This is a genomic window from Nonomuraea soli (assembly GCF_013761175.1).
Classification (GTDB): Bacteria; Actinomycetota; Actinomycetes; order Streptosporangiales; family Streptosporangiaceae; genus Nonomuraea; species Nonomuraea soli.
In genome coordinates this window covers 66,834-80,121 of sequence record NZ_JACDUR010000002.1, presented here as the reverse complement: position 1 = coordinate 80,121, position 13,288 = coordinate 66,834, and the positions used below count along the sequence as shown (strand labels likewise).

The following is a 13,288-nucleotide window of genomic DNA, read 5'->3' as shown; positions in this document are numbered from 1 at the left end:
TCACCTGGGCTGGTAGCGGCACAGGCGCCCGGTGTGGATGGTGACGTTCAGCTCTCCGCCGAGGACCGGGTCGGCGGAGGCGATCCTGTCGATGGCGCGGCGGATGGCCTTGCCGACCGAGATGCGGGCACGCTCCTCGTTGCCCGTGAAGCTCCTGATCCGCCCGTCCAGCCCGGTGGCCGAGGCCAGCCCTTCGAGCAGCCAGTCGCGCTCCACCCGCAGCTGCTCGGCGCGCACGGTGTCGTGGGCCGACTCGTGGTCGTCGATCTCCTCCTGCAGCTGCGACAGCCGTTCGCGATAGGCCCTGACGGCGGTCTCGTCGAGCGTCGCCTGGGTGATCCCGGCGGCGGCGGCCGCCTCCTGGCTGGGCGCCGGCCCGGCGGCCAGCTCGATGGCGGCGACCTCGTAGCGGGGATTGGCCAGCAGCACGGCGAGGTACTCCATGCCCACGCTGTGCTTGACGTCGACGCTCCGGGCGCCGAGCCCGACCCGCCACCACCGGCCCTCGCGCCGGCATTCGAGCAGCGGCCGCTGCCCGTGCGGCACCGCGTTCATGATCGCCGCGTGCAGCTCCCGCTCCCCCGGCACGCTCATGCCCAGCCCGGCGGCCTCGCAGGCGGCGGCCTCCAGCTGGCGTCCCGCCTCGGCCGCGTCACCGGTCCTGGCCCTGAGCATCAGCGCCTGGGCCCAGCGCACGCGCGACAGGACGGCGGCCGGCCAGTGACCCATCGCCAGGTTGCCCCGGACGGCCAGCTTGAGGTGCTCGATCGCCCGCTGCGGGTCGCCCGTGGTCAGCGCGGCCACACCGAGCGCGTGCTGGGCCGAGCCGAAACACGTGACGCCGAGGCTGGCGACGAGAGGAAGATGGGCGTACGGCATGAGCAGCTCGTAGGCTGCCGCGGCGGTCTCGGCGTCGCGTAACAGGTTCGCGGCCTCCACCACGCCGAACATGGTGGCGAGCCACGTGCTCGACCGGGGAAGCGAGGCCAGGCCCGATCGGCGCAGGCGGGCGAGCGCCCCAGCGGCCTGCCGGTGCTCCCCGGCCTCGGCGGCGGCCACGGCCAGCGCGGCCAGGTAGGAGTTGTCGACCGCGCTGAGATCGGGCGACGCGGCCACCGCGGCGAGCAGGGGCACCAGTTCCGCCATCCGGCCCTGGTACCAGCGGATGGCCACCATCTGCCCGCCGTACCAGCTCGTGGCGTCGGCGTCGCCGACGGTCCTGCCCCGCTCCGCGCACGCGGCGGCCCTGGTCTCGGCCTCGCCGAGCCGTCCGGCGCGGATGGCGAGCATCACGTCGATCGCCTCCAGCACGAACCCGATCGCCTGGTGGTCCTCGTGCTCGAGCTGTCCGCGCAGCTCCGCCAGGGAACGTTCGGTGTGCGGGTGGGCGTCGAGGATGTGGCCGATGGTGCGCCACAGCAGGCCCATCAGCAGGTCGCTGCGGCACGAGGTCTGGAAGCCCGCGGCGAGCAGTTCCCTGGCGAGCTCGTGGCGCAGCGGGGCGTGGCCGGGGCCGAGCAGGCACTGGTGGGCCAGGCCCGCCGCCTCGGCCAGGGCGGCGGAGTCGCCGTACGCCCTGGCTTCCTCCAGGACGGCGAGCACGCTCTGGTGCTCGCCCGACCGGTAGTCGGACTCGGCTGCCAGCCGGACCCGGAGCCGGAGGGCCAGCGGGGAGCCCGGGTCCACGGCCGACAACGCCCGCCGCAGGCGTACCTCGATCGACGTGCCCGCCGAGAATCCGCGATGGTCGTGGATCCACAGACCGGCCAGGCCCAGCGCCGCCACGGCCATGGCGGGGCCGTCGCCCGCCTCCTCGGCCTTGAGGTAGGCCGTCTCGAACCGATCACGGCCGGACCGCAGGTCCTCCTCGGCGTACCAGGCGTGCACATCGCAGTGGCGGCTCCGTCGACGGACCATGCGCCGCTCCCAGGTTCTTCCGGTGGTTGCTTCAATTTTGAACCACCGTAGGAATCCTGTCTTGAACATTTCTTGCGAGAGCCCTACCAGCGACCCTTGACCACGTTGGAGCTCTTCGACATCCGCTGGTAGCCGGGACCGTCGAAGACGACCTTGACGTAGATCTCGTCCCCTTCGGTGTCGAAGTTCTCCGGACCGTCCTCGTCGAGGCGGTAGCACGGGACCGAGGGCTGGCCGGTGATGATGAGGCCGCCGTCGTACCTGCTGGCCGTCATCGCCGCGGGCAGGGCCTTGAAGAGCCGGTTGTCGTAGACGAGGTCGTCGGCCCAGACCTCGATCCTGGCGCTCGCCCCGTTGTCGATCTGGTACTGCGCCTGGGCCTGCGACATGCCGACGCTGGTGATGACGGTCAGCCGGCACTGGCCCGCGCTCTCGTTGATCGTGAGGCGGGGCGTGGCCATCGTGCCGGGCCCGGTCGCGGCCTGGGCGGGCGCCGTACCGACGCCGAGGGTCACGGCCGCCGCGACGGCGGCCACACGCGTGAACATCTTCATTTCTCCTCCGTTGACAGGTGATCGGCCAGCCATGCGACGGCCGCGGGGGCTCCGGCGAAGGCGCCGGAGAGATGGTCGTCGGCGACGACGTCGGCCCAGCTCACCCGCGCGCCGAGCGCGGTGTAGTCCGCGTACAGCTCGCGGCCCAGGGCGGTGGGCACCAGCCCGTCGTCGGCGACGTGGTAGAGGTGGACCGGCGCCCGCGGGGCGCGGCGGCCGTTCTTCTCCCGGTCGAGCAGCGCGCGCCAGACCGGCTCGTCCCACGGCTCCTCGCGGACGGTGTGGTGGTCCATGGGCTCGGGGAACTCGATGATGAGCCTGACGACGTCCAGGGTCGCGGCCCGCGCCGCGGCCGCCTTGCCGCGCTCGGTGAGGATCGCGTCGAGGGCGGGGTCGCGGTGGGCGTGCGACAGGCCGACGAGGACCGCGAGCCCGAGCCCTGAGAAGGGCCCTCCGTCGATGGCCTTGGCCACCGCCCGCAGGTCGGAGGGGACCCCTCCGGCCGCCACGGCCCGCAGATCCAGTTCGGGGGCGTAGGTGGGCTGGAGCTCGGCGGCCCAGGCGGCGTAGCGCCCGCCCTCCGAATACCCCCAGACCAGCACGGGACCGGCCAGGTCCCGGTCGAGGCCGGGAGCGGCCCTGACGATGTCCAGCATCGCGTGGCCGCCCGACCGGCCCGCGCCGTAGGTGTGGGGGCCCGGCATGCCGAGCCCTTCGCCGTCGGTGACCGCGACCGCCCAGCCGCGCGCCAGCGCGTGCTCGATCATCGTGATCTCGATCTCGTCGCCCGTGCGCAGCAGGTAGCTGGGCGCGGCGTCGCGGCCCAGGCCGTGCACGCCGACGCCGTAGCTGAGCAGCGGCCGCGCGCCCGGTCCCCGCCAGGGCGCGGACGGGACGAGCACGGTGCCGGAGACCGCGACCGGCCTGCCGCGCGAGTCGGTCGACACGTGGACGACCTGCCAGGCGGCGGAGACCTCTTCGCTCTTGATCTCGACCTCGCGGGTCCTGAGCAGTTCGCCGGGACGGCCCAGACGCCCGGCCGGCGCGTAGAAGGGATCGGTACTGGGAACGGGAATGAGCACAACGCACCTCTCTTGACGTGTCATGACGTGGCCACCGCGACGGCGAACGCCGCCGCGGCCAGGACGCCGGCGATGGCGAACCCCTGCGCGAACCCGGCCATCAGCGCCTCACCCGGCGCGAGCGCCGACGCCAGCGCCGCCTTGGTCTCCGAGGCCGCCTGGGCGGCCAGCACCGCGACGCCGACCGTGCCGCCGACCGCCTGGAAGGTGCTGAGCAGGCCGGAGGCGATCCCGGCGTCGGAGTCGCCGACCTCGGTCATGGCCGAGGCGGCGTTGGCGACGAACGTCGTCCCGACCCCGGCGCCCAGCCCGACCAGCGCGGGCAGCAGCAGCGCGGCGTAGGAGCTGCCGGTGTCGAGCATCACCAGGCACAACGCCGCGACCGCGGTGACGGCGGTGCCGCCCAGCACCAGCGCCCTGGATCCGGAGACGTGGACGAGCCGCCGCGTGACGAGCGCGAAGACGAGCACCCCGGCCCCGATCGGCAGGAACCTGAGCCCCGCCTCGATCGGATCCTGGGCGAGCACGTCCTGCAGCGCCCGGCTGAGGAAGAAGAACGACGGGTAGAGGCAGGCGAACAGCAGCGCCGCGATGAGATAGGCCCCGAGCCGGCGGCGATGGGCCAGCAGCCGCAGCGGCAACATCGGCTCGGCGACCGTGCGCTCGATCTGGACGAAGGCCACCAGCAGCAACGCCGAGACCCCGAGGGCGACCGAGGAGACCAGGTCGCCCCAGCCGTCGGAGCCCGTACGGATCACCCCGTACACCAGGAACGCCAGCGCTCCCGTCCCCACGACCGCGCCCAGCACGTCAGGACGGCGCCTGACCCCCCTCGACTCGGGCAGCACGCTCCGAGCGCTCGCCAGCAGCACGACCCCGATGGGCACGTTCACCAGGAACACCCAGCGCCAGGACGCCAGCTCGGTCAGGAAGCCCCCCAGCACCAGCCCGAGCGTGATCCCCAGGCCCGCCATCGCGCCGTAGGCGACCATGGCCTTGGTCCGCGCCGCCCCCGGCGCGTAGAGCGTCGTGATCAGGGACAGGGTCGTGGGGGTCGCCAGCGCCGCCCCCACCCCCTGCCCGGCCCGCGCGGCCAGCAGCAGCCCAGCGTCGTGGGCCAGCCCGCCGAGCAGGGACGAGAGCGTGAAGACCAGGATTCCGATCATCAGCGTCCTGCGGTGACCGGCCAGGTCCCCCATGCGCCCGCCCAGGAGCAGCAGCCCCGCGTACGCCAGGGTGTAGGCGTCGATCACCCAGGCCAGGCCCGCGTTCGACAGGCCGAACTCCCGCTGGACGGCGGGCAGGGCGAGATTGACGATGGTCACGTCCAGCGTCGCCATGAGCTGGGCCGTGCAGATGAGCGGCAACGCGAACGGGCTGAGCGCCCGGGTCGATAAATGAGCGGTGGAACGTGACAAGGTGACCCCCGTGGGAAGCGTCGCGAGCGATGACTAACCCTGGAGGTGTTCCATCCCGTTCCACGGATGTTCCAGCGGCGCGGCGGTAAGAAAGCGGTAAGTCCTCCGCGCCACAGTGATGACACCCACCAAGGAGGAACACCATGAAGCTCACCGTGACCATGTTCATCACCCTCGACGGCGTCGCCCAGGCCCCCGGAGCCAGGCAGGAGGACCGCGAGAACGGGTTCGAGCTCGGCGGCTGGCTGGTGCCGCACCTCGACGAGGACTTCAACGAGGCCACCGAGCGCTGGGCCTCCACCGTCGACGCCTTCCTGCTCGGCCGCAAGACCTACCAGATCATGGAGACCTACTGGCCGCACGTCGACCCCGAGACCGACACCATGTCCGACCAGCTCAACAACCTGCGCAAGTACGTGCCCACCCGCACGCTGACCGAGGCCTCCTGGGCCAACACGACCCTGCTCACCGGCGACCTGGTCGCCGAGGTCACCAAGCTGAAGGAGCTGCCCGGCCGCGACCTGCAGGTGCACGGCAGCCCCACGCTGGTCCAGCAGCTGCTCCGGGCCAGGCTGGTCGACGAGCTGCGCCTGCTGGTCTTCCCCGTCGTCCTCGGCACCGGGAAGAACATGTGGCACGACATCGCGCCCACGGGGCTGCGGCTGGCCGAGTCGAAGGCGAGCAGCACCGGCGTGATGCTGCAGGTCTACCAGGTCGCGGGCGAGCCGCTGACCGGCGCCCTGGACCCCGCCTGAACGGGGGGCGGGGCGATGCGGGCCGGAATCCTGATCCTTCCCGACCAGCGGTGGCGGGTCGCCGCCGGGCGGTGGCGGCGGGCGGAGGAGTACGGCTTCGCCCATGCCTGGACCTACGACCACATCGGCTGGCGTGACCTGGCCGGCGGCCCCTGGTTCGACGCGGTGCCGACGCTGGCCGCCGCCGCGTCGGTGACCTCGCGCATCCGGCTGGGCACCATGGTCGCCTCTCCGAACTTCCGGCATCCGGCCCATTTCGTCCGCGAGATCATCGCGCTCGACGACCTCAGCGGCGGCCGGTTCACCCTGGGCGTCGGGGCGGGCGGCGTGGCGGGACACGACACGCGGGTGCTCGGCCAGGCGCCCCTGACGGCCGGCGCCCGCTTCGATCGGTTCGCCGAGTTCGTCGGCCTGCTGGACCGGCTGCTGCGCGGCGAGCACGTCACCGAGCACGGCGGCCACTTCACCGTCGTCGACGCCAGGAGCGCACCCGGCTGCGTGCAGACGCCGCGCGTGCCGTTCGTGGTCGCCGCGCGCGGGCCGCGCTCGATGCGCCTGGCGGCCAGGTACGGGGCGGCCTGGGTGACCACCGGCCTTCCCGCCGATGACATGCCCGGCTGGTGGGCCACGGTGGAGGCGGCTGCCAGGCAGTTCGACGACGCCCTGGCCGCCGAGGGACGCGACCCGGCGACGGCCGGGCGTTTCCTCCTGCTCGACCCGGCCGCGCCGGTGTACTCCCTGTCGAGCGCCTCCTTCTTCGCCGACGCGCTGGCCAGGGCGTCGGGCCTGGGCTTCACCGACGCCGTCACCTACTGGCCGCGCGAGGCCGGCTGGTTCGCCGGGTCGGAGGCGACCCTGGAAAGGGTCGCCTCCGAGGTGCTGCCCGCCTTCTCGTGAACCCGGCTCAGTCCACGTCGGCCGCGGCCTGGGCGAACTGGGCGGAGTACAGCCGGGCGTAGGCGCCCTGCGCGGCCAGCAGCGACTCGTGCATGCCCTGCTCCACGATCCGCCCGTTCTCCATGACGAGGATCAGGCCGGCGTCGCGGATCGTCGACAGCCGGTGGGCGATCACGAAGCTGGTGCGCCCCTCGCGCAGCGAGCTCATCGCCCGCTGGATGAGCACCTCGGTGCGGGTGTCGACCGAGCTGGTGGCCTCGTCCAGGATGAGGATCGCCGGCTCCGACAGGAACGCGCGCGCGATCGTGATGAGCTGCTTCTCCCCCGTGCTGACCGTGGCGCCCTCCTCGTCGATCACGGTGTCGTAGCCGTCGGGCAGGGTGAGCGCGATGCGGTCCACGTGGGCGGCCCGTGCGGCCTCCTCGATGCGCTCGCGCGTGGCGTTCTGCGCGCCGTACCCGATGTTCTCCGCGATCGTGCCGCCGAACAGCCAGGTGTCCTGCAGCACCATGCCCATGCCGGCGCGCAGTTCCTCCCTCGACATCTCGGCGATGTCGACGCCGTCCAGCGTGATGCGGCCGCCGGTCACCTCGTAGAAGCGCATGATGAGGTTGACCAGCGTGGTCTTGCCCGCTCCCGTGGGTCCCACGATGGCCACCGTCTGGCCGGGCTCGACGGTGAGCGACAGGTTCTCGATGAGCGGCCGGTCCTCGGCGTAGCGGAACGACACGTTCTCGAACGCGACCCTGCCCCTGACCTGCGCGGGCCGGGCGGGCTCGGCGGGCTCCGGCGACTGCTCGGGCGCCTCCAGCAGCTCGAAGACCCGCTCGGCCGAGGCCACGCCCGACTGCACGAGGTTGGCCATGCCGGCCACCTGGGTCAGCGGCTGGCTGAACTGCCGGGAGTACTGGATGAAGGCCTGCACGTCGCCCAGCGAGATCGAGCCGGAGGCGACCTTGAGCCCGCCGACGACGGCGACCAGCACGTAGTTGAGATTGCCGATGAACATCATCGCCGGCTGGATGATCCCCGAGATGAACTGGGCGCGGAAGCTCGAGGTGTACAGGGCCTGGTTGTGCTCGGCGAAGGTGGCCGCGGCCTCCTCCTGCCGGCCGAACACCTTGACCAGCGTGTGCCCGCCGTACATCTCCTCGATGTGGCCGTTGAGCTTGCCGGTCGAGGACCACTGCTTGATGAACTGCGGCTGCGACCGCTTGCCGATCACCGCGGTGATGTAGACCGACACCGGTACGGTGACCAGCGCGATGAGGGCCAGCAGCGGCGAGATGACGAACATCATCACCAGCACCGCCACCACGGTGAGCAGCGACGAGATGAGCTGGCTCATCGTCTGCTGCAGCGACTGGGCGATGTTGTCGGTGTCGTTGGTGGCGCGGCTGAGGATCTCGCCGCGCGGCTGGCCGTCGAAGTAGCTCAGCGGCAGCCGCGACAGCTTGGCCTCGATCCGCTCGCGCAGCCGGGCCGCGGCCCGCTGGACCACGACGGTGGTCAGCCGGAACTGCAGGATCCCGAAGGCCGCCGCCACCAGGTAGATCACCAGCACCCAGGCGAGCACGTGGGCCAGCGAGGCGAAGTCGATGCCCTGGCCGGGCACCACGTTCATGGAGGCGACCATGTCGGCGAAGGTGCCCTGCCCGGAGGCGCGCAGGCCGACCACGGCCTGGTCCTTGGTGAGGCCCGCGGGCAGCTGCGCGCCGATGATGCCGGAGAAGATGAGGTCGGTGGCGTGGCCGAGCAGCTTGGGCCCGGTCACGGTCAGCGCGACGCTGACGATGCCGAGCGCCAGGACGACGGCCAGCAGCCCGCGCTCGGGCCGCAGCAGCCGCGCCAGGCGGCGCAGGGTGCCGCCGAAGTCGAGCGCCTTCTCGGCGGGTCCGCCCATCATCCTGGCCGGTCCGAAGCCGGGCTGGGGGCGGCGGGCGGGTGTCTGCGTGGTCATGCCGCCTCCTGTTCGGTGAGCTGGGACAGCACGATCTCCCGGTAGGTGGGGCAGGTGGTCATCAGCTCGGCGTGGGTGCCGGTGCCGACGACGCGGCCCTCGTCGAGGACGACGATGAGGTCGGCGTCGCGGATGGTGCTCACCCGCTGGGCCACGATCACGATGGTGGCGTCGCTGATCTCCTCGGCCAGCGCGGCGCGCAGCCGCGCGTCGGTGGCGTAGTCGAGGGCGGAGAAGGAGTCGTCGAAGAGGTAGATCTCGGGCCGGTGCACGAGGGTGCGGGCGATGGCCAGGCGCTGGCGCTGGCCGCCGGAGACGTTCGTGCCGCCCTGGGCCATCGGCTCGTCGAGGCCGCCGGGCATCGCCTCGACGAACTCGCGGGCCTGGGCCACCTCCAGCGCGCGCCACAGCTCCTCGTCGGTGGCGTCGGGCTTGCCGTACCTGAGGTTGGAGGCCACGGTGCCGGAGAACAGGTAGGGCGCCTGCGGGACCAGGCCGACGGCGCGCGAGAGCGCGGCGGGGTCGAGCTCGCGCACGTCGACGCCGTCGACGAGCACCTGGCCCGCCGTGGCGTCGAACAGGCGCGGCACGAGGTTGAGCAGCGTCGTCTTGCCGCTGCCGGTGCTGCCGATGATCGCGGTCGTACGGCCGGGCCGCGCGGTGAAGCCGACGCCGCACAGCACCGGCTCCTCGGCGCCCGGGTAGCGGAAGTCGACGTCGCGCAGCTCCAGCTCGCCGAGGTGGTGCAGCGGCGCGACCGGCCGCTCGGGCCGGTGGACGCCGGGCTCGGTGCCGAGCACCTCCTCGATGCGCTCGGCGCACACCTCGGCCCGCGGGATCATCATGAACATGAACATCGCCATCATCACCGACATGAGGATCTGCATCAGGTAGGAGATGACCGCGGTCAGCGCGCCCACCTGCATGTCGCCGCCGGCGATGCGGTCGGCGCCGAACCACACCACGGCGACGCTCGACAGGTTCACCACGAGCATCACCGAGGGGAACATGATCGCCATCAGCCGGCCGACGCGCAGCGACACGTCGGTCAGCTCGTCGTTGGCCACGGCGAAGCGCTCCTGCTCGTGACGATCGCGGACGAAGGCCCTGATGACCCGGATGCCGGTGATCTGCTCGCGCAGGACCTGGTTGATCCGGTCGATGCGCACCTGCATGGTGCGGAACAGCGGCCGCATCCGCACCACGATCACGCTCACCAGCGCGATCATCACCGGCAGGGCGACGAGCAGCAGGGACGACAGCGCGACGTCCTGGCGCAGCGCCAGGACGATGCCGCCGACGCCCATGATCGGGGCGGTCACCACCATCGTGAACGTCATCAGCACCAGGAGCTGGACCTGCTGCACGTCGTTGGTGGTGCGGGTGATCAGGGACGGCGCGCCGAACCTGTTGACCTCCTGCACCGAGAAGTCCTGCACCCGGTGGAAGATCGCGGCGCGCAGGTCGCGGCCCAGGGCCATCGAGGTCCTGGCGCCGTAGTAGACGGCCACCGTCGAGCAGATGATCTGGACGAGCGTCACGCCGAGCATCACCAGGCCGATGCGCATGATCGTGGCGGTGTCGCCCTTGACGACGCCGTCGTCGATGATGTCGGCGTTGAGGGTGGGAAGGTAGAGCGTGGCCAGCGTCTGCACGAACTGGAAGAGGACGACGAGCGTGATCTCTTTCCCGTACGGCCTGAGCTGGGCCCGCAGCAGGCGCAGCAGCATCAAGTGGGACTTTCTGTCGAGTCGGTGACGACGGACGCCACGAGCAGCCCGTCGAGCAGGGTGGAGACGATCTCCTCGTCGTCCATGTCGTCGAAGTCGGCGCCGTGGCCGAATCCGCGGTGCACGGTGACCGCGATCAGCATGAGCAGCAGTTGCGCGGCGGCCTCGGGGGAACGGCGCAGCCGGTGGCGGTCGGGTTCGACCAGGGCGGCGATCCCGCCTACCAGGCGGCGTCTGCCGTCCAGCATGCGCTCGTGGAAGTCTGCGTCGTCGGCCATCAGGTCTCGGGGCGCGGTCATGAGGTTGGCGTTGGCGCTCATCCGCGAGCGCAGGAGCGTTACCGCCTCGCGCAGCCGGGTGCGCAGCTCGGTGTGCCGCGTGCCGAGGTCGGCCAGCGCGTCGAGGGCCGGCTGCGGGTCGAAGGCGCTCACGACCGCGGCGCGCAGGAGCGACGCCTTGTCGGGGAAGACCCCGAAGATCGTGCCCTCGGCCACTCCCGCGGCCTCGGCGATCTGCCGGGTGCTGACCGCGGCGCCGTGCTCGCGCAGCAGGGGGATGGTGGCGGCGATGAGCGCGGCGCGGCGCTCCTCGGGCGCCATGGCCGGGATACGTCGCCTTTTCATCATGCTTCGAGAGTAATGAGCGAGTACTCACTCATACAAACCGTTTTCCACCTTGGCGAGAGACCGACCGGCCGGTATGTTCCACGGCATGCCGACCTTCACCGCCGACGACGGCGTCGACATCGCCTACCAGGTCTGGGACGGGGACCCCGGGCAGCCCCTGGTCCTGCTGCACCACGGGTTCATCGCCAACGGCCACGTCAACTGGGTGGCCCCCGGCGTCGTCGCCGCCCTCACCGCGACCGGACGCCGCGTCGCCACCATCGACGCCCGCGGCCACGGCGCGTCCGGCAAGCCCCACGACCCGGCCTTCTACGGCGAGTCACGGATGGCCCAGGACGTGCGCACGCTGGCCGACGTGCTCGGCGAGCCCGTCTACGACCTGGCCGGCTACTCGATGGGCGCGATCGTCTCGCTGCTCACGGCCGTCTCCGACCCCCGCGTCCGCCGCCTGGTGATCGGCGGCGTCGGCGCGGGCGTGGTGGAGCTCGGCGGGGTGGACACCCGCGTCGTGCGCCGCGACGCGCTGCGCCACGCCCTGACCACCGACGATCCCGCCACGATCACCGACCCGTCCGCCGCGGCCTTCCGCGCCTTCGTCGAGGCCGTGGGCGGCGACAGGACGGCGCTCGCCGCCCAGGTCGCCGCGGCGCACAACCGGCCGATCCCGCTCGGCGAGATCACGGCCCCGACGCTCGTGCTGGCGGGCGAGCGTGACAACCTGGCCACCAGGCCCGAGGCGCTCGCCGCCGCCATCCCCGGATCCACCCTGCGGGTGGTGCCAGGCGACCACCTCGGCGCGGTCCGCGAACCCGCGCTCATCCAGGCGCTGGTCACCTTCCTCAACACCGGAGCCCCCGTATGACGATCACCCTCGACGTGCGCACCCGATCCGGCAGGGTGCGCGGCCTCGAGGTCGGCGACGGCGTCCTGGCCTGGCGTGGCCTGCCGTACGCCGCGCCGCCCGTCGGCGACCTGCGGCTGCGCCCGCCGCAGGAGCCGCCGTCGTGGGAGGGGATCAGGGACGCCACCCGCTACGGCTCCCCCTCCCTCCAGCCTCCGCCCGCCGTACCCCTGCCCGTCCCGGGCGGCGCCGAGATCCCGCCCGCGTCGGAGGACTGCCTCTTCCTCAACGTCATCGCGCCGGCCGGCGCCGAGCGCCGCCCGGTCCTGGTGTGGTTCCACGGCGGCGGCTACCAGATCGGCCACGGCGCCGACATGGCCGGCGACGGCGGCGCCTTCGTACGCCACGACGGCCTGGTGGTGGTGACCGTCAACTACCGGCTCGGCGCCCTGGGCTTCCTGGCCGTCGACGGGGAGCGGCCCACGGGCGCCCACGGCCTGCACGACCAGATCGCCGCCCTGCGCTGGGTGCGCGACAACATCGCGGCCTTCGGCGGCGACCCCGGCCAGGTGACCGTGTACGGCCTGTCGGCGGGCGCCAAGGCCGTCACCAACCTGCTGGCCTCCCCTCTGGCCAGGGGGCTGTTCCACCGGGCGGCCTCGTCGAGCGGCGGTTCGTACGTGGCCACCCCCGAGCAGGCCGCCGACGTGGCCGGCCGCTTCCTCGGCGTGCTCGGCGTGAAAGCCGACCGGGTACGGCATGTGCCCGCCGGGGACGTGCTCGCCGCCCAGATCGCCACGGGCGACGGCCTGGAGTCCACGTGGTTGTGGCGCCCCATGATCGACGGGGTCGCGCTGACGGCCGACCCCCTGGCGGCCGTCGCGGCCGGATCCGCGGCGGGTGTTCCGCTGCTGGTGCAGACCTGCGTCGACGAGTGCGGCCTGTACCAGTTGCTCGCCCCCGACGCCGCCGACCAGGCCGAGCGGGTGCTGACCGGCTACTTCGGCCACGACCGCGCCGAGCGCATGCTGGCCGCCTACGCCGCCGCCCGCCCCGGCCTCGACCCCGAACGGCTGCGCGTCGAGGTGATGAGCGACGAGCGCTACGTCATCCCCACCATCCGCCTGGCCGACGCCCAGTCCGTCCACGCGCCGGTCTGGCGTTCCCGCTTCGACGGCCCGGTGAGGGGCTTCCCCGGCGGCCCGCTGCCCGCCATGCACGGCACCGACGGGACGGCCGTCTGGACCGGCGCGGGCGGGATGGGCAAGCGCATGCGGCAGGCGTGGACCGCGTTCGCCCGCACGGGGAATCCCGCGGTGGAGGAGCTGCCGAGCTGGCCCGCCTACGACAGCACCCGGCGCGGCACCATGATCTTCGACGCGGCCGGGCCGTACACCGCCGACGATCCCCTGGGAGAGCAGCGCGCGGCGTGGGACGGGCTCGGCTGGCAGCCGGGCACCTGGTGGCCCTGACGCGAAGGGCGCCCGATTCGCGCGCTTTCTGGCGCT

At 72.5% G+C, this 13,288-nt stretch carries 11 protein-coding genes; 4 read left to right on the top strand and 7 right to left on the bottom strand.

What is annotated here, in order from left to right; translation table 11 throughout:
* The 4 genes from HNR30_RS07760 to HNR30_RS07745 form a co-directional block, all read right to left on the bottom strand.
* Positions 1-1,917: a hypothetical protein gene (locus HNR30_RS07760; RefSeq protein ID WP_181609066.1), complete on the bottom strand. Its 1,917-nt coding sequence runs from the start codon at positions 1,915-1,917 to the stop codon at positions 1-3.
* An 83-nt stretch (positions 1,918-2,000) separates the two neighbouring features.
* The gene (locus HNR30_RS07755; protein WP_181609065.1) at positions 2,001-2,465 is read right to left on the bottom strand and encodes a hypothetical protein; all 465 of its coding nucleotides are present in this window, start codon (positions 2,463-2,465) and stop codon (positions 2,001-2,003) included.
* 2 nt (positions 2,466-2,467) lie between these two features.
* Complete coding sequence (locus HNR30_RS07750; RefSeq protein WP_181609064.1) at positions 2,468-3,553, bottom strand: lipase family protein; 1,086 nt, start codon at positions 3,551-3,553, stop codon at positions 2,468-2,470.
* Positions 3,554-3,573: 20 nt separating this feature from the next.
* On the bottom strand, positions 3,574-4,920 hold the full coding sequence (locus tag HNR30_RS07745; RefSeq protein ID WP_281389546.1) for an MFS transporter: 1,347 nt from the start codon (positions 4,918-4,920) through the stop codon (positions 3,574-3,576).
* 194 nt (positions 4,921-5,114) lie between these two features.
* On the opposite strand from HNR30_RS07745, the gene HNR30_RS07740 reads away from it, so the two are divergent.
* Both HNR30_RS07740 and HNR30_RS07735 read left to right on the top strand, forming a co-directional pair.
* Positions 5,115-5,726, top strand: a complete 612-nt coding sequence (locus HNR30_RS07740) for a dihydrofolate reductase family protein (protein WP_181609062.1) — start codon at positions 5,115-5,117, stop codon at positions 5,724-5,726.
* Positions 5,727-5,741: 15 nt separating this feature from the next.
* Positions 5,742-6,623, top strand: a complete 882-nt coding sequence (locus HNR30_RS07735) for an LLM class flavin-dependent oxidoreductase (protein WP_181609061.1) — start codon at positions 5,742-5,744, stop codon at positions 6,621-6,623.
* 7 nt (positions 6,624-6,630) lie between these two features.
* On the opposite strand, the gene HNR30_RS07730 is transcribed toward HNR30_RS07735, so the two are convergent.
* From HNR30_RS07730 to HNR30_RS07720, 3 genes are read right to left on the bottom strand one after another with little or no spacing between them, the layout of a single operon-like run.
* Positions 6,631-8,583, bottom strand: coding sequence for an ABC transporter ATP-binding protein (locus tag HNR30_RS07730; RefSeq protein ID WP_181609060.1), 1,953 nt, complete (start codon positions 8,581-8,583; stop codon positions 6,631-6,633).
* Positions 8,580-10,313, bottom strand: a complete 1,734-nt coding sequence (locus HNR30_RS07725; protein ID WP_181609059.1) for an ABC transporter ATP-binding protein — start codon at positions 10,311-10,313, stop codon at positions 8,580-8,582. Before HNR30_RS07725 ends, HNR30_RS07730 begins: the two co-directional genes overlap by 4 nt.
* Positions 10,313-10,939 carry a TetR/AcrR family transcriptional regulator gene (locus HNR30_RS07720; protein WP_181609058.1) on the bottom strand — a complete coding sequence of 209 codons (627 nt, stop codon included), beginning with the start codon at positions 10,937-10,939 and terminating at the stop codon, positions 10,313-10,315. The genes HNR30_RS07725 and HNR30_RS07720 overlap by 1 nt, the downstream gene beginning before the upstream one ends.
* 85 nt (positions 10,940-11,024) lie before the next feature.
* Between HNR30_RS07720 and HNR30_RS07715 the strand changes: the two genes are divergently transcribed.
* A complete protein-coding gene (locus tag HNR30_RS07715; protein WP_181609057.1) occupies positions 11,025-11,801 on the top strand; it encodes an alpha/beta fold hydrolase in 777 nt (258 codons plus the stop codon).
* Complete coding sequence (locus tag HNR30_RS07710) at positions 11,798-13,252, top strand: carboxylesterase/lipase family protein (protein ID WP_181609056.1); 1,455 nt, start codon at positions 11,798-11,800, stop codon at positions 13,250-13,252. Before HNR30_RS07715 ends, HNR30_RS07710 begins: the two co-directional genes overlap by 4 nt.
* Positions 13,253-13,288: the final 36 nt, after the last annotated feature.